Consider the following 23,568-nt stretch of genomic DNA (forward strand, 5'->3'; position numbering starts at 1 on the left):
CGTGTCCCCGCGCCTGTATGCGCTGTCATCCGGCCGGCCCGGCCCTGCCGGCGGCCGCGCGGGGCAAGAGTGAATCAGTCCGCCCAGGGGCGCGCGCGCTCGCGCGGCGCTGCAACCTGAAAGTTCAGATGCGCGTCCCTTCCCCATATACTTGTATAAATGCAACCGATACGCGTAAAACATGCATGCAATCGGCTTTGCGAAATTTTAAATGAATATAAAATTAAATTGTTTTGTTGCGATCATCGGCGATATCGGGGTCAGATCAGGCATGACCTGAAGCAATTTTATCATTTATTCAGATTTAAGAGGTTGAGATGATCTCGATTTCCTTCGTCGATCTGTCCGATACCCTTGTGTCCGGCGTCATGGGGTCCGGGTTCGAAACCGGAGCCCCGGAGCGGCTGCGCATCGTTGCGGATCTGGACAGCCTGGGCGCGGTGCAGAGCTTCTCCGTGCAGCTCACCACGGCGGAGGGCGCCGCGATCACCAGCATCGAGGTTCCGGCGGGACCGGTGGTCTACATCGACGGGCTCGGCTTCGACGGCCTGGCAGACGGGGGATACGCGCTCACGGTGCAGGCGCTCGATGGAAGCGCAACCATCCTGGGGGAGACGAGCGGCAGCTTCAGCATGGGCCCCGTGGACGACACGGCGGCGCCCCTGCGCATCGAGGCGGAGGACGCCGCACTGGGCGCTGCGGAGGACGCGAGCACCGGCACCGAGGCGCCGGTGATCGTGAGCAACGACCCCGCGGAGAACGAGGGCAGCGCCGGCACCCAGGCCCAGCTCGACAATGCCAGCGGCGAGGCCTTCGTCGACTTCTCCGGCCTGCCCTCGGGCACCAACAACTTCAACCTCGGCGGCGGCGAATGGGTGGAGTGGACCGTCACCGTGGCCGAGGCGGGGGAGTATGACATCGCCATCGGCTATGCCTTCAACAGCAGCGGCGCGACCAACAGGCCGATGCGGCTCGACGTGAACGGCACCCTCTTCGACCGGGTGTTCGACCTGCGCAGCACCGGCGACAACGCCACCTACGGCGAGGCCGGCACGAGGGTGAGCCTGCAGCCGGGCGAGAACACCATCCGCCTCACCTCCAACGGCTTCAGCGGCCCGAACATCGACTATCTCGAGCTCCGCCCGGCCGACCCGGCGGTGTTCTCCGTGCAGGCCGAGGCGCTGAGCCTCACCGGCAGCAATGTCGCCGTCTCCGCCGAGACGCTGGCCGACGGCTCGGACACCTTCCGCCCGGGGGCGGAGGGCGGCTCCTACCTCGACTGGGGCACCACGGCGGGCACGGCCGGCTTCGGCTTCGACGCCCCCGCGGCCGGGGTCTACGAGGTGCGGGTGACCTATGCGCAGGGCGGCACCGCGAACCGCCCGCTGCAGCTTCTCGGCGAGGGGGGCGCGCCGCTCGCCGGCTTCACCTTCGCGCCCACCAACGGCACCGACCAGGTGCTGCGCGGCCTGCCGGACGATCTCGACGACCTGCCGGAGGGGGTGGTGGTGTCCAATACCGCCGGGCTCGCCGCGGGCTGGGAGGGCTGGAGCACCGAATCGCAGACCATCACCCTCGGTGCCGCCGGGGCGACGAACCTCGTGCTGTCGGGCAGCGGCGGGCCGAACATCGACAAGATCGAGGTCATCCTGGTCGCGGCCGCCCCGACCGCGGTGGGGCTGCAGAACGACTCGGTGCTGGAGAACGCCGCCGGCGTCGATGTCGGCCGTATCCTGGTGAGCGGCGATGACGGGCCGTTCACCTTCGCTGTGGACGACCCGCGCTTCGAGGTGGTCGACGGAGTGCTGAAGCTGGTCGACGGCGTGAGCCTCGACCACGAGGCGGAGGGGCTGCTCACCCTCGGCCTCACCGCCACGAATGCCGCCGGCAGCGTGACCGGCTCGGTGCAGCTCGTCGTGGGAGACGTGAACGACGCGCCCGTCCTTGCCGGCAGCATCGCCGATCTCGACGTGCCGGCCAGCGGCGGCACCATCGTGCTCGAGGGCCTCACCGCAACCGATCAGGACGGCGACGCGACGACGCTGGAGGCGGCCGGAAGCCTGCCGCCCGGCATCAGCTTCGACGGCAGCGCCCTTACCGTGGCGCCGGGCACGACGCAGGGCGTCTACACGATCGGGCTCGTCGCCTCTGACGTCGCGCTGTCCTCCGGGCCCGTGTCCTTCCAGCTCACGGTGGGCACCCCGGGCGAGACCGGCTTCGAGACCGTGTTCGTGCAGGGCGAGGACATGGCCATCCTGCCGGGCGGCGACACCAGCCTGGTGCGCACCCGCCTGCAGAACCAGGAGCGGGCGGGGCTCAACGACACCACCCTCCAGGCCGGCACGGCGCTGGAGTTCGACGTCTACGGCCTGCGGCACGACTATACCGGCGAGGGCTATTTCGACATCAACGGCCTCGCGGGCGAGAAGGCCGCCTTCACCTTCGAGGGCCCGGCAGGCACCTATGACGTCACCCTGCGGCTGGCGAACGGCTCCAGCGCCGAGCGCCCGCTCGCCCTGGCAACCACCGAGGGCCAGACCGCCGCCCAGGGCACCAACACCGGCACCTTCTACGAGTGGGAAACCCGCACCTTCACCATCACCGTGACCGGTGAGGGCCCGCATGAGGTGGTGATCGTGCAGACCGATGACGCCGGCGCGCCCAACATCGACGCCATCGCCATCTCCGCCCCCGGCGCGGAGGTGACCTTCCCCGACCCCACGCCGCTCTACCGCGACCCCACCGCGCTAGACGGTGACGCGACCACCGACGAGGACACCGCCGTGGCCGTCGACATCGCGGCCCTGATCGCGGACGCCGACCAGCCGGGCGCGCCGGTGGTGACCGGTGCCACCTCGCCCGACGGCACGGTGAGCATCGAGGGCACCGTGCTCACCTTCACGCCTGCGCCGGACTTCTTCGGCGAGGCCACCATCACCTACACCGTGGAGGACCGCGAGGGCGCCACCGCCACCGCCGGGGTCACGGTCACGGTGGCGGGGGTGAACGATGCGCCGGAGCTCTCCGGCAGCATCGCGCCCGCCACCGTGGGGGCTGAGGGCGGCGCGATCGCCCTCGAGGCACTGGTGCTCAGCGACGTGGACGGCGACCCCCTCACCCTCGTGCTGGGCGGCGCGGTGCCCGAGGGGGTCACCCTCGAGGGCAGCACGCTGAACGTGGCGGAGGGCGTGGCGCCGGAGGTCTACGAGATCCCGGTGCTCGCCGATGACGGCGCGCTCACCTCAGCGCCGGTGGTGATCTCCCTCACCGTGGAGGGGCCGGCCCCGGCCGCGCTCGGCCTCGCGCCGGTGGCGGTCACCGAGAACGTGGCGGGCGCCGTGGTGGCCGACATCACCGTGACCGGCACCGACAGCACCCCCGCCGCGGGCGACATCGTGCTGAGCGGCGCGGACGCGGCGCTGTTCCGTGTCATCGGCACCCCCGGCGCGCTGCAGCTCGCCCTCGCCGAAGGTGTCGCGCTCGACTACGAGGCCGCGAGCCAGCCGGAGGTGACGGTGAGCTTCGGCGATCTCTCCGCCGGCTTCACCGCCGCCCCCGCGAACGACCCCTCGGACGATGCGCCGGTGCCGGTGCTGTTCCCGGCCTCGGCCATCTCTTCCTACGGCGGGCAGGACCGGCCGGGCGATGGCGGCGCCGGCGCCCAGCCCTCGGAGGACGAGACGAGCCTCACCCTCTCGGGCAACCTGTGGAAGCGGGTGGAGCTCTCCGCCCCCTACGAGGTCACCGCCCAGACCAGCCTCACCCTGATCCTCACCCCCGGCGCCATCCCGGCGGAGGTGACCGGCATCGGCATCGACCCCAGCACCGACCCGTTCGACGGCAGCGGCGTGTTCTGGGAGCTCGCCGGCACCCAGGCCCCGCTCTACGGCGGCTTCACCAACCTGCGCGGCACCGCCGCGGTGGAGGATCTCGGCGACGGCCGGCTCGCGGTCACCATCGACCTCTCCGGCCAGGCGGGCCAGACCCTCACCTCGCTGGTGTTCTTCTCCGACGATGACCAGGCCTCCAACGGCCTCGGCGCGCCCGTCTTCTCGAACGTGCAGTTCGTGGAGGGCGACGGCGGCGGCGAGCCCGGAAACCACGCCCCCCGCGTGGTGGGCGGCGGCGTGGCCGACCTCGTGGTGAACGAGGACGGCGCCATCGAGGTCGACCTGCCCTTCGTCGATGATGACGGCGACGCGCTCACCTTCGGCTTCACCATCACCGATGGCGGCGGGGCGGACGTGACCGCGAGCTTCACCGGCCTGAGCCTCGAGGACGGCGTGCTCTCCGGCTCGGTCGACGGCGTGGCGCCGGGCGCCTATTCCGTCACCCTCACCGCGAGCGACGGCAGTGCCGCGGCGCAGGATGTCTTCACCCTCACGGTGGATGACGTGAACGAGGCGCCGGTGGCGGGCGATGCCGCCTTCGAGCCGCTCTCCGGCGCGGTGGGCAGCGCCATCGCCCCCATCGCGCTCGCCGATTTCACCGGCGTCTTCTCCGACCCCGACGGCGACGCGCTCACCTTCACCGTGGAGGGGCTGCCCGCCGGGCTCACCCTCAACTCGGAAGGGGTGATCTCCGGCACGCCGACGGAAACCGGGTCCGGCAGCTTCACCATCGTCGCGACCGACCCCGGCGGCCTCAGTGCCAGCCTCGAGATCGACCTCGTGATCGACGCGCCGGGCATCGGCGAGGTGGTGGTCGTGGAGGCGGAGGACTTCACCGGCCTGGGCAGCGCCACCAACTTCACCTCCACCGGCCAGGCCGGCGCGTCGAACAGCGCCATCCTGCGGGCGGTAAACTCCTCCGGCCCCAGCCTGATCACCACCAACCTCACCGCCAACGGGCTGGTGGAGGGCTGGTACACCGTGGCGATGACCTTCTACGACGAGACCGACGGCAACGCCTCCTTCTCGCTCTCGGTCGGCGACACGGTGCTGGCCGACGGGCTGAACTTCGATGACATCGGCACCTTCGACACTTCCGGGCCCCGCGGCACCGGCGGCCAGGCCGGCAACCTCAAGACCGTGGTCTACGAGCAGGCGGTCTACGTCTCCGCCGGCACCATCCTCACCTATTCCGGCCAGGCGGACGGCGAGATCCTGCGCACCGACAAGTTCACCTTCACCCGGGTGGACGAGCCCAACAGCGCCCCGGTGGACATCGTGCTGGGCACCGACAGCGTGGCGGAAAACGCCGCCGGCACGGTGATCGGCACGCTCTCGGCCACCGACGCGGAGGGCGATTCCATAACATTCTCGGTGGACGCCGCCTCGGATTTCGAGGTTGTCGACGGCGCGCTGAAGCTCAAGGACGGCATCGCGCTCGACTTCGAGGCCGGCGCCACGGTGGACGTGGCGGTGACCGCGACCGATGCGAACGGCGCCTCCACCACCGAGACCCTCACCCTCACCGTGACCGACGTGGACGAGGCCCCGGAGCCGGTCACCATCGACAGCGACACGGTGACGGAAAACGACGCGGGCGCGGTGATCGGCACCCTCTCGGCGGCCGACCCCGAGGGCGGCGCGGTCACCTTCTCGGTCGACCCGGCCTCCGATTTCGAGATCGTGGACGGCGCACTGAAGCTCAAGGACGGCGTGTCGCTCAACTTCGAGGAGGCGGGCACGGCCGAGGTGACCGTGACCGCCACCGATGCGGGCGGGCTTTCGACCGACACCACGCTCATCCTCACCGTGGCGGATGCGGATGACGCGCCGGAGCTGGCGGAGGGCGCCGAGCTTGCCGATCTCGCGGTGGCGAGCGGGGCAGGGGCCACGGTGGCGCTCGACGGGCTCGGCGCCACCGACGAGGATGGCGACGCCGTCAGCTACGCCGTGCGCGCGGCCGGCGAGGGCACGCTGCCCGCGGGCTTCGCGGTGGTGGGCGACGAGCTGATCGTGCCCACGGACGCGCCGGAGGGCGTCTATGCCCTCGAGGTCTATGCCGAGGCGGGCGGCCTCGCCTCCGCCCCGGTGAGCTTCACGGTGACCGTGGGCGAGGTGGCGCCCTTCGTGCCCTTCATGGTGCAGGCCGAGACCGGCGCCATCACCCTCGCCCAGACGGCGGACGCGAACTCCACCCAGGTGCGCGACCCCTCCAACCCCGAGACCGGCTCCGTGGCCCTGCGGCCCGATTTCACCGGCACCGGCTATCTCGATTTCGGCAATGACGCCGGCGACACGGTCACCCTCACCATCGATGTGCCGGTGGCGGGCAGCTACGACCTGAGCGTGCGCTACGCCTCCAATTCCGACCGCCCGCTCGACCTCTCGGTGAACGGCGGCGCCACCGTGCTGATGCCGTTCCTGAGCACCGACCCCGACGGCACCGGCACCGAGGAGGGTTTCGACCACTGGGAATACTCCACCCAGACCGTCACCCTCCAGGCGGGCAGCAACACCGTCTCCTTCGCCATTCCCGCCGGGCTCACCTCGGGCCCGAACCTCGACCGCATCGAGATCACCGAGGCCGGCACCGGCCCGATGGACCTCTCGGCCGACGAGGACGGCGACCTGTTCCTCGACGGGGTGAGCGGCACGCTGAACGAGACCCAGGCCGCCTCGATGAACTTCAACATCGCCGGTGTCGACGATGACATCGTCAAGATCGAGATCAGCTTCGACAACGGCACCACCCGCACCGACATCACCGGCATCCCCGACGCGGACGGCGATTTCGTCTTCGACGGCTCCACCCTGCCCGAGGGCCCGGTGACCGCGTCGATCTTCGTGACCGATGCCGCCGGCAACGAGGCGGTGGCCACCCGCAGCTTCACCATCGGCGGCGACGGCATCCCCGACCGGCCGGAGGACGCGGAGGTCTTCACCCCGGTGGTGAAGATCAACTTCGAGGCCCCCGCCGCCTCCGCCCCCGCGGGCTACGAGACCCCGGAGGGCTATCTCTCCGACACCGGCCAGGCCTACGGGCTGCAGTCCAACGGCTTCACCTATGGCTGGGTGGACGTGGAGGACGGCGCGGTGACCGGCACGCCGCTCGCCCAGCCGGAGAATTCGGCCCGCTACAAGGGCGATGTCGCCGAGGCGAGCGACCTGCAGAAGACCTACCTGCATTTCGAATACCCCGGCGCCCCGGCGGCAACCAACGAGCGCGCCTGGGAAATGGCGGTGGAGAACGGCGTCTACCAGCTCACCGTGGCCATCGGCGACACGGCGGGGCAGTACGACTCGACCTACCGCATCAACGTGGAGGGCCAGCAGTTCGGCCCCGTGTTCGAGCCGGTGAACCTCGACGGGGTGAAGCTCACGGGCGGCGCCTATGATGCCTCCTATGACGGCGAGGGCTTCCGCTCGAACCTCTACACCGGCATCGTGGAGGTGACGGACGGGCGGCTGACCATCGACTCGATCGGCGGCGAGAACACCGAGATCCAGTGGCTCGACCTCGACCTCGTGCCCGACCTCACGCCGGACGACGACCGCAGCGCCGACCTCGACTACTCGAAATTCGTCGATGCCGTGGCCGCCTCGCTGGAGGATGGCCAGGTCTCGATCGAGATCGGCGATGACGGGGCGGTGCCCATCGACATCGACCCCACCTCCGACATCGTGGTGGGCGTGCAGCTCCAGGCCATCGACCACCGCGGCCCCAACGTGACCTTCACCGACCAGGTGAAGCTGGTCGAGACCCTCACCGGGGTCGAGGTGGCGATCAACGTGCAGGTGACCGGCGGGGCGGATTCGCTCACCATCCGCCCGCTGCAGGACCTGAAGGAAAACACCTCCTACACCCTGCAGATCAAGGACGTGCTCGACCTCGGCGACCTCACCGACAGCAGCCAGCCCCTGCGCCAGTTCCAGGATTACTCCACCACCTTCGTCACCGGCGAGGCGCCGGAAGTGGTGCCGCGCGAGGTGGCCTTCACCGACGAGATCCAGCTCGACGGCTTCGGCGAGGGCGGTGTGGCGCTCACCTCCATCGAGTTCGGGCCGGACGGGCATCTCTACGCCGTCTCCATCGGCGGCGAGCTGAAGCGCTGGGACGTGAACGAGGACGGCTCGCTCGACCTCGCCTCGGCCGAGACGCTGAACCTCGGCTATTTCCAGGACACCGGCCGCAGCATCATCGGCCTCGTCTTCGACCCCGAAGACCCTAATGTCATCTGGGTGACCGATAACGCCCCGGTGCCGGTGGACGGCAAGGCCGACCAGACCCCGGACTTCTCCGGCCGCATCTCGAAGATCACCCTCGGCGAGGACGGCGCCTTCGAGGGCGCCTCGGCCGAGACCTACCTGCACGGCCTGCCGCGCTCGGGCGGTGACCATGTCACCAACAGCCTCGAGTTCCGGGCAAACCCCGATGCCGGGCTGGAGGGGGAGCCCGCCTACCTGCTCTACCTCACGCAGGGCTCCAACACCGCCGCCGGCCGGCCGGACAACGCCTGGGGCTTCCGCCCCGAGCGCCTGCTCAACGCCGCCGTGCTGGAGGTGGACCCGCGCCGCGAGCCCCCCGAGGGCGGCTTCGACGTGCAGACCGAGCCCTACGACCCGGACGTGAACGCCCCCACCTACCGCACCGGCGATCCGTTCAACACCGACGGCACCTTCGCGGGCTACTACAATCCCTTCGCGGAGGACGCCGTGCTCTCGATCTACGGCGAGGGCATCCGCAACGGCTACGACCTCGTCTGGCACTCGAACGGCTTCCTCTACGTGCCCACAAACGGCACCGCGGCGGGCGGCAACACGCTCGACGACCCGAACACCGCCATCAACGAGGAGACCACCAACGCGCCCAAGCAGTACGACTTCCTGTTCCAGGTGCAGGAGGGCGGCTACTACGGCCACCCCAACCCGCTGCTCGGCCACTACGTGCTCAACGGCGGCAACCCCACCGCGGGCGTGGACCCCAACGAGGCCAACACCGGCTCGGGCGGCAGCCAGTCCTACCCCGTGGGCGTGATGCCGGACCCGGACTACGACGTGGAGGGCGCCTATTCGCTGGACTTCAACAAGTCGCCCAACGGGGTCACCGAGTACACCTCGAATGTCTTCGGCGGCAGCCTGCAGGGCGCCATCCTCTTCGCCCAGTTCTCGCAGGGCGACAACGTGCGGGTGATCAAGGTCGACCCCGTGACCGGGCGGGTGACCGGCGACGACGTGCTGCGCCGCCCCGGCGGCGAGGTGATCGACGATTACATCGACCCGCTCGACATCGTGGAAAACCCCGAGACCGGGCAGCTCTACCTCGTCACCCTCAACCGCGGCACCGGGGCGAGCCAGATCATCCTGCTCACCCCCGCACCGGGCGATGACATCTCCGACCCCACGGCCGACGAGGGCGGCGACCTCACCCTCACCGTGCTCGACGCGAGCGTGCCGGGCGCGGTGATCTTCGCCGTCACCGGGCTCGACGAGGACATCGAGGAGATCGAGATCGCCTTCAACGGCGGCGCGGCCACCGCCGTCACGCTCAACGCCCAGGGCCAGTTCACCTTCGACCTCACCGGGCAGGAGGGGCCGGTCACCGCCGTGCTCACCGTGCGCGACGAGGTGCCCAACACCGCCAGCGCGGCCGACAGCTTCACCGTGGGCGAGAGCGAGGGCATCTGGATCGATGCCATCGAGTTCACCGTGCTGAGCAATCTCACCGGCACCGAGGCCACCCTCGTCCGCCGGCTCGACGACCCCGCCACCCACGAGACCGGCACCGGCTACGACGCCAATCTCGACGGCATGAACGACGGCTATGACGGGCTGAGCTACCTCGACCCCAACGGCGGCGCCGAGGACAAGGCCTCCTTCGAGGTGACGGTGGAGGCGCCGGGCACCTACACCTTCACCTTCCGCATGGCCTCCACCACCGAGCGCCCGCTCGCCATCCGCACCGGCGACCAGTCGGTGGCGATCACCGGCACCAACACCGGCAGCTTCGACGTGTGGGAGGATTTCTCCATCGTGCTCACGCTCGAGCAGGGCACGAACACGATCATCATCGAGCAGACCGGCGCCGCGGCGCCCAACATCGACAGCGTGTTCATCACCCCGCTCGACGTGACCGACCCTGACGTGACCGCCGACGAGGACGGTGACCTCGCCCTCGCGCTGGTCGATGACACCGACCCCGCGGCGATGGTCTTCGAAATCACCGGCGACGACGATGACCTCACCTCCTTCGAGGTGAGCGTCAACGGCGGAGACCCGGAGACCGTGACGCCGGATGCGAACGGCCAGTTCACCCTCGATCTCAGCGGCCTGTTCGGCGCCGTCACCGTCGCCCTCGTGGTGACCGACGGGGTGGGCAACATCGCCGACGCCTCCGCCGACATCACCATCGCCGGCGTGCCCAACGACGGCACGGAGGACGTGGACGGCGTCAGCTTCGTGAAATACGAGGCGGAGAACGCGGCCCTCGGCGGCAACCCCGCCATCGTGCTCGACACCGAGGACGACCGCGGCCAGAGCGGCGGCGGCTTCGTCGACGCCACCACGCCGGATGACGACACCATCACCTGGACCATCGAGGTGCCGGAGGACGGCGAATACCAGATCGACATCCTCTATGCCCTCGGCGCCGGCAAGGAGGCGCGCCCGATGGTGCTCAGCCTCGACGGCGCGGAGGTGGAAACGCTGGCCTTCCCGGCCAATTCCAACGCCGCCGAGGACATCTGGGGGCCGGAGACCGCCACCCTCACCCTCACCGCCGGCGTGCACACGCTCTCCGTGGTCGCCCCCGGCGGCAACGGTGCCAACATCGACTACCTGCGCATCACCGAGGCGCCGCTGGGCGGCGAGGTGGATGACACGGCCGACGAGGGCGGCGACCTCGCCGTGACTCTGCTCGACGCGAGCGACCTCTCGGCCGTCGCCTTCGCCCTTGCCGGGGTGGATGACGACATCGTCTCCATCGTGGTGAGCCTCGACGGCGGCACCACGCCGCTGCCGGTCACCTTCACCGAGGCCGGCTTCACCGCCGATCTCAGCGGCCTCACCGGCGCGCAGACCGTCACCATCACGGTGAACGACGATGATGCCAACACCGCCGCGGTCGACACCGGGATCTTCCTCGGCGGCGACGTGCCCGATGACGGCACCGAGGACGTGGGCGGCATCATCTTCGTGAAATACGAGGCGGAGAACGCGGCCCTCGGCGGCAACCCCGACATCGTGCTCGACACCGAGGACGACCGGGGCCAGAGCGGCGGCGGCTTCGTCGACGCCACCACCCCCGGCGACGACACCATCACCTGGACCGTGCTGGTGGAGGAGAGCGGCAGCTACCAGGTCGACATCCTCTATGCCCTCGGTGCCGGCAAGGCCGCGCGGCCGATGGCGCTGAGCCTCGACGGCACGGAGGTGGAGACGCTGGAGTTCCCGGCCAATTCCAACACCGCCGAGGACATCTGGGGGCCGGAGACGGTGACACTGGAGCTCACCGCCGGCGTCCACACCCTCTCGGTGCTCGCCCCGGGCGGCAACGGGCCCAACATCGACTACCTGCGCATCACGCAATCCCCGATCACCGGCGATTTCACCGCCGACGAGGGCGGCGACCTCGCGGTCACGCTGGTCGACTCGAGCGATCTCGCGGCGGTGGAATTCGGGCTCGCGGGGGTGGATGACGACATCATCTCCATCACCGTGAGCCTCGACGGCGGCACCACGCCGCTGCCGGTCACCTTCACCGAAACCGGCTTCGTCGCCGATCTCACCGGCATCACCGGCCCGCAGACCGTCACCATCACGGTGAACGACGACAATGCCAACACCGCCTCGATCTCCGAGCCCTTCACCTTCACCTCCGTTCCGAATGACGGAACGGAGCAGGTGGACGGCGTCACCTACGTGATCTACGAGGCGGAGAACGCGGCCCTCGGCGGCAACCCCGACATCGTGCTCGCCTCCGAGGACGACCGGGGCCAGAGCGGCGGCGGCTTCGTCGACGCCACCACGCCGGACGACGACACCATCACCTGGACCATCGAGGTGCCGGAGGACGGCGACTACCAGGTCGACATCCTCTATGCCCTCGGCCTCGGCAAGGCACCGCGCCCGATGGCGCTGAGCCTCGACGGCACGGTGGTGGAGACGCTCGATTTCCCGCCCAACTCCAACTCGGCGGAGAACATCTGGGGGCCGGAGAGCACCACCCTCACCCTCACCGCGGGCGTGCACACGCTCTCCGTGCTCGCCCCGGGCGGCAATGGTGCAAACATCGACTACCTGCGCATCACCCAGGCGCCGATCGAGGAATACGACGCCACCTATGCCGACGTGGGCACCGACGGGCGCATCGAGCTGGAGGCGACCGACGGCTCCACCCGCACGCTGGGCGAGAGCACGGCGGAGTTCTACTTCACCGTGTCCGAGGACGGGCTCTATGCCCTCGACCTCGCCGCGAATGCCGGCGCGCCGGATGGCGGCGGGCTCACCATCCTCCTCTCCGCCGATGGCGGGCCCAACGAGGAGGTGGACCAGTCCGCCTTCCCGGGCCTCGCGGACACCGGCGAGGTGACCACCTACACCCCCCTGCAGGCCGGCGTGGAATACCGCGTGACGGTGATCTCGGATGCGCCGGGCGCCAGCGCGCTCGACTATCTCGATGTCCGCGCCGTGGCGGGGGCGGAGAATGCCGAGGTGGAGGTGCAGAGCCTCGACCCCGCCTTCTTCGACGACCGCCTGCACTTCTCCTACATCGAGAACCCGGCGGAGGCCGACGGCTCGGGCAATGACCGCGAGTTCAAGAGCTCGGGCCAGGTGCAGATCTCCAACACCGGCACCGAGCCGCTGGAGATCCTCGACGCCGACGTGACCGGGCCCTTCTCCCTCGCCGACCCCTCGGTGTTCGACGGGCTGGTGCTGGGCGCGGGCGAGAGCATCACCGTGACGGTGAATTTCGACCGCTCCCTCTACACGCCCCCCACCGGCTCCAACGGCCAGATCGACGCCACCTCCACGGTGTTCGAGGGCGGGCTCACCCTGCGCACCAACGATGCCGACAGCCCGATCGCCACGGTCGATCTCGCCGGCTTCTGGCAGCGCATCCCCGAGGGCGGCAACGAGCCCAACGTGAACGAGGTGTGGAAGATCTTCGGCTTCGGCAACTTCATCGAGGGGCTGAGCTACACCGGCGGCGGCGAGAACTCGACGCTCTCGACCTTCGACGTCTTCGCCCAGACCGACGAGACCGAGGTGCTCTCGCCCTACTGGGCGCTGGCAGACGGGGTGACGGAGGCACGCATCACCCATATCGCCGCCTTCCACGGGCCGGGCGGCGCCTCCCTTGCCATCCACAACCCCGGTGACGGCAACCAGCAGGTGGGTCTCGGCAGCCATTTCGGCGACGACAACCAGACCATCCTGCCCAATGCCGGCAACAACACCGCCTTCCAGACCCGCACCATCACCTCCGGCACCATCCCGGACGGCTGGCTGGGCGAGGAGGTGTTCGGCATCAAGGTGGCCGGCCTCTCGACCGACCCGCGCCTCAACCCCACGGGCGACGTGATCGTGCCCGGCGCGCAGCAGGGCCACACGGTGAAGGTGTTCCAGGCACTGGACACGGAGGGGGTCGCGATCCCCGACACCTACCTGATCATCATGGACTACACGGGCATCAACTACGACTACAACGACAACATGTTCGTGATGGAGGGCGTGAAGCCGATGGGCTTCGGCGACAGCATCGTGGTTTCCGGCCTCGATGACGCCGCGGCCGACGACCGGCTGGTGTTCACCAACATCGACAACCCGGCCAACGGCAGCCAGCTGTTCCGCAACGAGGCGGTGATCACCCTCACCAACGAGGGCTTCGTGACCACCACCGTCACCGGGGTGACCATCGGCGGGCCGAACGCGGATGATTTCGAGGTGGTGGGGGCGCTGCCCACCCTCGCCCCGGGCGCGAGCGCCCAGATCACCGTGCGCTTCATCGGCTCCGACCCGGTGGACGACAATGCCGCGGTGCTGCTGCGCGGCAACCTCACCATCGAGACCGACGGGCTGATCCAGCCCGGGGTGATCGAGCTCGCGGGCCTCGCGCAGAACCAGTCGGAGAACGGCGAGGAGCCCAACGTGGCCCAGATCGTCGAGGCCTTCGGCTACGGCACCGACATGGCCCTCGGCCAGCTCGCCAACGGCGGGCAGGTGGAGACGGTGGGCGACGAGGTGCTGCTGCCCTATCTCGAGCGGCTCGATGACAGCCGGCCGGTGGAGGTGATCCAGCTCGCCGCCTTCCTCAACCAGGGCAACGTGGCGCGGCTGAGCATGCATGACCTCGACTCGGCCTCGCTCACCGAGCTCTTCGCCGCCGACGACCAGCAGGGCCAGACCATCCTGCCCGACGGGCTGGTCTCGGGCCCCGGCAACACCGGCACGGTGGCGCGCGCCAGCTTCAACCCCACCGAGCCCTTCGGGCTGAAGGTGACGGTGGACGGAAGGCCCACCTACCTCTCCTGGACCGACCCGGAGATCAACCGCATCGACCCCGACATCGGCCACCTGGTGAACGACAGCCAGGGCCACCTCATCCGCTACTTCGAGGCGAAGGACGCGGACGGCAACGTGATCGAGGGCACCTACATCGCCATCCAGGATTATCCCGGGGCGGGCAACTACGACTACAACGACCACATGTACATCATCCGCAACGTGCAGGGGCATGCCCTCACGGCCGATGAGGATGCCAATGCCGACGGCATCAACGACGCGCTCCAGACCGACGCGGACGGCGACGGCACCGTGGCCTTCTTCGACCCCGGCGACACGCCCTCCGAGTTCGGCGACTACGTGGTGGGCTTCAACGTCGGCGGCCCTGCGGTGGCCAGCCAGCAGGGGCTCGACGGTGTCGCCCTGCGCGGCGACGGCGACCCGCTGATCTCCTACTCCGGAGACGGCGCCACCCGCACCCCGGGCACCGACAATGCCTCCAACCCCAACGGGGCAAACGCGCTGCCCGGCGCCTTCCAGACCTACCGCGACGGCACCAACTGGACCGCCACCGTCTCGGGCCTGCTCGACGGCGAGTACATCGTGGTGCTCCACACCCAGGAGACCTACTTCAACGCCTCCGGCCAGCGCCAGTTCGACATGCTGATCAACGGCGAACTGGTGGCCGACAACCTCGACCCCTTCGCGGTGGCGGGCGGCGACACGGCCGTCTCCATCACCGCCACGGTGCAGGTGACCGGCGGCAGCTTCACCATCACGATGGACTCGATCGGCCCCGACGGCACCAACAACGCCGCCCTCAACGCCATCACCATCTTCCAATCCGCGGCCAACCCCGGCGGCGGGCTCGATGACGGCAACGAGGCCCCGGTGGCCGGCACCATCGCCGACCAGGGCGCGACCGAGGGCGATGCCTTCACCCTCGACATCTCCTCCGCCTTCTCGGATGCGGACGGCGATGCGCTCAGCTTCACCGCCTCCGGCCTGCCGGCCGGGCTCACCCTCTCTGCCGCCGGCGTGCTGAGCGGCACCGCCACGGCAGACGGGGTGTTCGAGATCACCGTCACCGCCTCGGACGGGCAGGAGAGCGCCAGCACCTCCTTCACCCTCACCGTGGCGCCCGATGAGCCGGGCGAGCAGACCCCCTTCCCGGGCCCCGACGCCCCGGAGGTGGACGGCGCCCCGCTCACCGTGCTCGCGATGAACTACGACACCGGCGGCCAGGGCGTGGCCTACAACGACACGCCCGGCCTGCAGGGCGGCAGCGCAGGCCCCCGCACCGGCTCGGACGTGGAGCTCACCTCCGCCAACGACGTGGGCTGGATCGAGAGCGGCGAGTGGCTGGAATACACCATCGACATCGCCGCCGGCGGGCTCTTCGACCTCGACCTGCTGCTGTCGACCACGGGCGGCGGGCGCTCGGCCACGGTGGCCTTCTACCGTGCCGGCGAGGACACGCCCTACGCCTCCACCGGCCCGGTGGCGAACCCGAGCTCGGGCAGCTACACCACCTTCGTCGACCGCTCGGCCGAGGGCATCGGGCTGGAGGCCGGCGAGCAGGTGATGCGCGTCACCTTCTCCGGCGGCAGCCAGGATTTCCGCTCCTTCACCCTCACCCCGGTGGGTGAGCCCAACCAGGCCCCGGTGGCAGGCGTGATCGCGGGCCAGGAGGCGGAGGAGGACGAAGCCTTCAGCTTCAACGCCGCCACCGCCTTCTCCGACGCGGACGGCGACACCCTCACCTTCACCGCCTCCGGCCTGCCGGACGGGCTGTCGATCTCCGCCGCCGGCCTGATCACCGGCACGCCTGCCGACCCGGGTGACTTCGCCATCACCGTCACCGCCTCCGACGGCATCGCCAGTGCCAGCACCTCTTTCACGCTCAGCGTGGCGGCGGGCGAGGTGGATGACGGCCAGTCGCCCTTCCCGGGCCCCGATGCGCCCGACCTCGCCGGCGCGCCGCTCACCATCCTCGCGGTCAACTACGACGACGGCGGCCAGGGCGTGGCCTACAACGACCAGGCCGGCCTGCAGGGCGGCACCACCGGCGGGCGCACCGGCTCGGACGTGGAGATCACCACGCTCGGCGACGTGGGCTACATCCAGACCGGCGAGTGGCTGGAATACACGGTGGACGTGGCCTCGGCCGGACTCTTCGACCTCGACCTGCTGATGTCCACCGTGGGCAACAACCGCTCGGTGACCGTCGCGGTCTACCGCCCGGGCGAGGACACGCCCTATGCCTCCACCGGCCCGATCGCGAACGCGAACACCGGCGCCTACACCACCTTCCTCACCCGCTCGGCGGAGGGGCTGGCGCTGGAGGCGGGCGAGCAGGTGCTGCGCGTCACCTTCTCCGGCGGCAGCCAGGACTTCCGCTCCTTCACCCTCACGCCCGTGGGTGAGCCCAACCAGGCGCCGGTGGCCGGCGTGATCGCCGGCCAGGACGCGGAGGAGGACGAAGCCTTCGCCTTCAACGCCGCCACCGCCTTCTCCGACCCCGATGGCGACGCCCTCACCTTCACCGCCTCCGGCCTGCCGGACGGGCTGTCGATCTCGGCCGCCGGCCTCATCACCGGCATGCCCACCGAGAGCGGCGACTTCACGGTGACCGTGACCGCCTCCGACGGATCGCTGCAGGCGCAGTCGGCCTTCACCCTCTCGGTGGCCGAGCCCGAGCCGGAGCCGGACCTGCAGGCGCCCTTCCCGGGGCCGGCGGCGCCGGGCTTCTCCGGCGGGGTGCTCACGGTCGATGCCACCAACTTCGACAGCGGCGGCCAGGGCATTTCCTGGAACGACGCGACCGCCGGCAACCCCGGCAACGGCGGGGTGCGGGCGAACACCGATGTCGACCTCGTCGGCGCCCAGGCCGACATCGGCTACACGCAGGCCGGCGAGTGGGTGGAATACACCATCGACGCGCCGGAGGCCGGCACCTACACCCTGTCGCTCAGCGCCAAGACCCCGATCGGCGGCAACACCGTGACGGTGTCGACCGACACGGGCACGGTGCTTGCCACCGTCTCGCTGCCCGATGCGAACGGGGCGGGGAACACCTCCTTCTCCGGCACCGAGTTTGCCGATACGGCGCCGGTCGAGCTCACCCTCGCCGAGGGCGTGCAGACCCTGCGCTTCACCTTCGGCGGCACCCCTGCCTCCAACGGCTACCTGCTCGACATGCGCAGCTTCACGCTGGAGCAGGCCGAGCCGGAGCCGGAGGACGTGATCGGCCTCTCCGGCACGGTGAGCGTCGCGCAGACCGGGCCGGACCAGTGGTTCTCCGTCAGCTTCTCGCAGGCGCTCGACGCGCCCTCGGTGGTGATGGGCCCGCTCACCTCGAATGACGGTGACCCGGCGACGGTGCGGGTGCGCAACGTCAGCGACACCGGCTTCGAGTTCCAGATCGACGAGTGGGACTACCAGGACGGCGTGCACGGGCTGGAGACGGTGAGCTGGATGGCGGTGGAGCAGGGCGTGCACCAGCTCGCCAACGGCGCGGTGATCGAGGCGGGGTCGACGACCGGCCAGACCTCCTACCAGACCGTGACCTTCCAGGCCGATTTCGCCGGTGCGCCGGTGGTGGCCGGGCAGGCGGCCTCGGCCAACGGCTCCGGGGCGCTGGTGAGCCGGGTGACCGGCGTGAACGCCGACCGCTTCCGCTTCACCTTCCAGGAGGAGGAGGCGGCCGACGGCGCGCATGTCGGCGAGCGCTTCGACTGGATCGCCATCTCCACGGGCGATTTCGGCGACATGGCCGCCGGTCGGGCCGAGGGCGCGGTCACTCACCTGGGCGGTGACATCGACTTCCCGGCCGGGTTCGGCGCGGAGGTGGACACGATGGCCTGGCTGCAGACCGTCGCGGGCACCGACACCGCGAACCTGCGCGCCACGGCGCGCGGGCCGGAGGGCCTGTCGCTCTACGTGGCCGAGGAAACCTCTGCCGATGCCGAGGTCTGGCACCGGGCCGAGGCCGTGGGCTGGGTGGTGCTGGAGGATGATTTCATCTTCGTCTGACCCTCCCCGCCAGCACGAGGAAGCGGTCGGCCCCGTGCCGGCCGCTTCCGCTTTTCCGCTCCGCGCGCCGGGGCCGGGCAGGGCGGAGCGCGGCCCGCGGCGCCCGTCGAGGGACGAGCCCTGGCCCGCCCCCCGCGCGGAGGGCCAAAGCCGCGCCGGCCCCTGGGTCCGCCTGCGCCCCGGTACCCCTGCGGCCGCGGGCGTGCCCGGGCGCGCCGCCCGCGCGCCAGGCCGCATGCCCCCATCCCGCCCTTGGCGGCCCGGCCCGGGGCCTGTATCAAGGCGCCCCTGCCACCCGGAGGAGCTTGCCTTGGACGCTGTCGCAGACCGCATCACCCGAAACATCGCCGCCGAGATCGGCGCGAAGCCCGGCCAGGTGGCCGCCACCGTGGCGCTGCTCGACGGCGGCGCCACCGTGCCCTTCGTCGCCCGCTACCGCAAGGAAGCCACCGGCGGGCTCGACGACACCCAGCTGCGCACCCTCGCAGACCGGCTCTCCTACCTGCGCGAGATGGAGGCGCGGCGCGCCACCATCCTCCAGTCGATCACCGAGCAGGGCAAGCTCACCGACGCGCTGGCCCGCGCCATCGCCACCGCCGAGACCAAGGCCGGGCTCGAGGACATCTACCTCCCCTTCCGCCCCAAGCGCCGCACCAAGGCGATGATCGCGCGGGAGAACGGGCTCGAGCCGCTGCTGCGCGCCATCCTCGCGCAGCGCGGCGCCGACCCGCAGGCGCTCGCCGCGGGCTACCTCGGCGAGGCGGTGCCGGGCGTGAAGGAGGCGCTGGAGGGCGCGCGGCAGATCCTCATCGAGGAACTGAGCGAGAACGCCGCCCTGCTGGGCCGGCTGCGCGAGTTCATGCGCGCCGAGGCCGAGATCACCGCCCGCGTCACCCCCGGCAAGGAGGAGGCGGGCGCCAAGTTCTCCGACTATTTCGACCACCGCGAGAAATGGTCCGGCATCCCCTCGCACCGCGCGCTCGCCATCCTGCGCGCCGCGAAGGAGGAGGTGGTGACCGTGGCCATCGCGCCCGAGCCGGAGGCCGGCGTGGCCCGGGCCGAGGGGATCGTGGCCTCCGAGATCGGCATCACCGGCACCGGCCCGGGCGACACCTGGCTGCGCGAGGCCGCCGCCTGGACCTGGCGGGTGAAGCTCTCGCTGTCGATGTATCTCGACCTGATGACCGAGCTGCGCCGCCGCGCGCATGAGGAGGCGATCGAGGTTTTCGCCCGCAACCTGAAGGACCTGCTGCTCGCCGCCCCCGCCGGCGCGCGCCCCACGCTGGGCCTCGACCCCGGCATCCGCACCGGGGTGAAGGCCGCGGTGGTCGACGCCACCGGCAAGCTGGTCGAGACCGCCACCCTCTACCCGTTCCAGCCGAAGAACGACCTGCGCGGCGCGGAGGAGACGCTGAAGCTGCTCATCCGCCGCCACGGCATCGAGCTCGTGGCCATCGGCAACGGCACCGCCAGCCGCGAGACCGAGCGGCTGGTGGCCGAGGTGCTGAAGGCGCTGCCCGAGGGCGCCGCGCGGCCCACGAAGGTGATCGTTTCCGAGGCCGGCGCCTCGGTCTACTCCGCCTCCGAGCTCGCGGCGAAGGAGTTTCCGGACGTGGATGTCTCGCTGCGCGGCGCGGTCTCCATCGCCCGCCGCCTGCAGGACCCGCTGGCCGAGCTGGTGAAGATCGAGCCCCAGTCCATCGGCGTCGGGCAATACCAGCACGACGTCGACCAGCGCCGCCTCACCAAGGCGCTCGACGCCGTGGTGGAGGACGCGGTGAACGCCGTGGGTGTGGACCTCAACATGGCCTCCGCGCCCCTGCTGGCGCGGGTGGCGGGGCTCGGCCCCTCGCTCGCGCAGGCCATCGTTTCGCACCGCGACGCGCAGGGCGCCTTCGCCACCCGCAAGGCGCTGATGAAGGTGGCCGGCCTCGGGCCGAAGGCCTTCGAGCAGAGTGCCGGTTTCCTGCGCATCCGCGACGGGGCGGAGCCGCTCGACGCCTCCTCCGTCCACCCCGAGGCCTACGGCCTCGCGCGGCGCATCGTGGCCGCCTGCGGGCGCGACATCCGCCAGATCATGGGCCATGCCGGCGCGCTGAAGGGCCTGCAGCCCGAGCGTTTCGCCGACGAGACCTTCGGCCTGCCCACGGTGCGCGACATCCTCTCCGAGCTGGAGAAGCCGGGGCGTGACCCGCGCCCCGAGTTCCGCACCGCGAGCTTCGCCGACGGGATCGAGACCATGGCCGACCTGCGCCCGGGCATGCTGCTCGAGGGCACGGTGACCAATGTCGCCGCCTTCGGCGCCTTCGTCGACATCGGCGTGCACCAGGACGGGCTCGTCCACATCAGCCAGCTCGCCGACAGGTTCGTGAAGGACCCCCACGAGGTGGTGAAGGCCGGTGACGTGGTGAAGGTGCGCGTGACCGAGGTCGACCCCGCCCGCAAGCGCATCGGCCTGAGCATGCGCAAGGAGGCGGCCGAGCCCCGCGCCCCCGGTGGCCGCCCCGCGCAGGGCCGCCCGGCCCCCGGGGGCGGCCGCCCGCCGCGCGGCAACGGCCCGAAGCCCGGATCCGGCCCCGGATCGGGCTCCGACGGCATGGGCGCGCTCGGTGCCGCGCTCTCGAAGGCGATGAAGCGCAAGGACTGACCGGGAGAGCACCCGGCGCGCGCGTTCCGCGCGGCCGGGTGCGGTCAGCCCCTGCGGTTGTCGTTCGGCCGCACGGTTTCGCGGATGCGCAGGGGTTCCTGCCCGTTCGGCAAGGGCCGGGGGCGACAAGCGGCGGAGATGGCGAGTCCCACCGTGGGCGCCCCGGGAATGCCCGGGCGCCGGGAGAGCGTCGCCGGGGCGTGCAAGGGGGCGTTCGGCGCGCTATACCCCGGGAAGCAGACCCGAGCCGGAGAGGAGCAGTCGCCCGTGCCCAGCGGCCCAGAGCATCCCGACCCCGCGGCGCGTCCGGCGGAGGCGCCTGCGCGCCGGGGGCGTCCGCGCTCGGTGGCCACGCAGCGCGCGATCCTGCGCACCGCCTACCGAATGATGGCCGGGGAGGGGCTGGCCGCCACCAGCATCGAGGCGGTGGCCCGGCGCGGCCGGGTGTCGAAGATGACCATCTACAAGTGGTGGCCCTCGCGCGAGGAGCTGCTGATCGACGCCTTCCTCGGGGAGGCGGCGGAGCTGCTGGAACTGCCCGGCGAGGGCGCGCCGCTCGCCACGCTGGAGAGCCATGCCGCCCGCTACGCCGAGGCGCTGGCCGGCGAGTTCGGCCGCGTGCAGCTCGCGGTGGTGGCCGATTGCGTGGCGCGCAGGGGCTCGGCGGAGCTGTTCTCCGAGCGCTACCTCGGGCCGCGCCGCGCGGCGATCTCGGCGGTGATCGCGGCCGGGCAGGCGGCGGGCGAGGTGACCGCGCAGCGCCCCGCCGAGGAGCTCTACGACCAGATCTACGGCACGCTCTTCTACCAGCATGCCTTCGGCTTCCGTCGCCCTGAGCCCGAGCGGGCCCGCACCCTCGTGCGCGCCGTGCTCTGCCCCGGGGAGGCGAAGGGGAAGTAGCGGGCAGGGCCCCCCGCTCCGGCACCGCGCGGCAACCGGGCAGGGGCCCCGACGCGCCCCCCCAACCGCGGGCAGGGCATGGGCACCATAACTGTCACCGTCTTGCGCAGCCGGCTCGGGCCTTCCGCCCGGGCGACCAGCCCGGGCCGCGCCCGACCCTCTCCATGGGAGGGCGCGATGGCGATGTTACCGGCCGTTCAGCCCGCGTCCGGGCTTTCGGGATAAACCGCTGACCACAGGCGGAGCGGCGCCCACCCGGGGTCGGGCGCGGCCCTTCGTGCCTGGCAGAGGTCGGGTTGAGTGTCGGGGAAGGGTCCGGTGCGCCCCGCTCTGGCGCCGCCGGGACAACCGGGCATGAGCCCCCGCTCATCGCTGCCGCAGGCACGGCAGGGGCATCACGGCCATCACCGTCTTGCGCACCCGGCTCAGCCCTCTCGCCCGGGCGACCAGCCCGGGCCGCGCCCGACCCTCCCCCCGGGAGGGCGCGATGGCGATGTCTCCAGCCGCACAACCCCGGTCCGGGGCTTTCACGATAAACCGCTGACCACAGGCGTGGCTCGCGCCCACCCAGGGTCGGGCGCGGCCCTTCGTGCCTGGCGGAGAGCGGGAGTGGCGCTGCGTGCGCGCTCCCGGCCGCCGCGCCCGCTCAGGCCCGGCCGCCGCGCGCGGCGCGGAACCAGGCCCAGGTCTGGCGGGTCACGGCGCGGTAGCCCCGGCCGGGGTGGCGGATGCGCCCCGAGATCACCGTGTTGAGCGCTGGCAGGGCGTGGAAGGGCACCGAGGGGTAGGCGTGGTGCTCCACGTGATAGGGCATATTCCAGGCAAACCAGCGCACGAGTGCCGCCGTGTAGGTGGTGCGGGTGTTCTCGTAGGCGCTGCGCGTGTGCTCGCAGCCGGTGTGCTCGGCATAGAGATAGGGGCGCAGGAAGAGCTGCCCCAGCACCAGCGGCACCGCCCACACCCAAAGCAGCAGGCCCGAGCCGAACGCCACCGACCCCGCGATCAGCGCGAGATACCCCGCCATGTAGAGCCGCACCTCGGCCACCACCCGGCCGCGCTTCTTCTCCGGCACCCAGGGCGCGCGCACCCGCCCCGTGAGCGCGTGGCGCAGGTGCAGGCGGATGCGGTTCACCAGCTGCACGATGCCGGTGTAGGCGATGGCGAGCCGGGTGTCGGAGCGCGGGATGCTGGCGGAGACCAGCTCGGGGTCGCGCTCGGGGTCCTGGGTGTAGCGGTGATGGTCCCAGTGGAAGAGCTGGTAGTACTCGTAGGGAAACACGATCAGGAAGCCCGAGAGATGCCCGAGGGCGAGGTTCGCCCGGCGCGAGGTGAACACCGTGCGATGCGCCGCCTCGTGCAGCGCCATGAACAGGAAGGCGATGAAGAAGCCCTGCAGCAGCATCAGCGGCAGGGCGAGGAGCAGGCCGTAGCGCCCCGACACCCACCAGATCAGCGCGCCGGTGGCGAGGATGGCGCCGAAATGGGAGGCGGCGCGGACGAGGCCGGGGCCGGGGCGGCGCTCCGAGAAGGCGCGCACTTCGGCCGCACTGAGGGGGGCACTGAGTGCGGGATCGGGGCGGGTCATCGGCGGGCGCT

4 protein-coding genes are annotated in these 23,568 nt (G+C 70.9%); 3 read left to right on the plus strand and 1 reads right to left on the minus strand.

The features are described 5' to 3' along the window. The first annotated feature begins 317 nt into the window (after window positions 1-317). The 3 genes from D3P35_RS17475 to D3P35_RS17485 all read left to right on the plus strand — a co-directional run bounded on the left by D3P35_RS17475 (window position 318) and on the right by D3P35_RS17485 (window position 21,972). Entirely contained in the window at window positions 318-18,425 is an 18,108-nt protein-coding gene (locus D3P35_RS17475) for a carbohydrate-binding protein (protein ID WP_118136145.1), read from the plus strand. A gap of 310 nt (window positions 18,426-18,735) precedes the next feature. After that, window positions 18,736-21,072: a Tex family protein gene (locus tag D3P35_RS17480; protein WP_118136148.1), complete on the plus strand. Its 2,337-nt coding sequence runs from the start codon at window positions 18,736-18,738 to the stop codon at window positions 21,070-21,072. A 345-nt stretch (window positions 21,073-21,417) separates the two neighbouring features. Continuing rightward, window positions 21,418-21,972, plus strand: coding sequence for a TetR/AcrR family transcriptional regulator (locus D3P35_RS17485; RefSeq protein ID WP_198670678.1), 555 nt, complete (start codon window positions 21,418-21,420; stop codon window positions 21,970-21,972). Window positions 21,973-22,618: 646 nt separating this feature from the next. On the opposite strand, the gene D3P35_RS17490 is transcribed toward D3P35_RS17485, so the two are convergent. Continuing rightward, on the minus strand, window positions 22,619-23,557 hold the full coding sequence (locus D3P35_RS17490; RefSeq protein WP_118136153.1) for a fatty acid desaturase: 939 nt from the start codon (window positions 23,555-23,557) through the stop codon (window positions 22,619-22,621). Between the last annotated feature and the right edge of the window lie 11 nt (window positions 23,558-23,568).

This window comes from Oceanicella sp. SM1341, from assembly GCF_003448965.1.
Lineage (GTDB): Bacteria > Pseudomonadota > Alphaproteobacteria > Rhodobacterales > Rhodobacteraceae > Paroceanicella.

Excerpts from the sequence above, each read along its gene's own strand:
- D3P35_RS17475 (WP_118136145.1), top strand. The coding sequence starts at position 318 with ATGATCTCGATTTCCTTCGTCGATCTGTCCGATACCCTTGTGTCCGGC.
- D3P35_RS17490 (WP_118136153.1), bottom strand. The coding sequence starts at position 23,557 with ATGACCCGCCCCGATCCCGCACTCAGTGCCCCCCTCAGTGCGGCCGAA.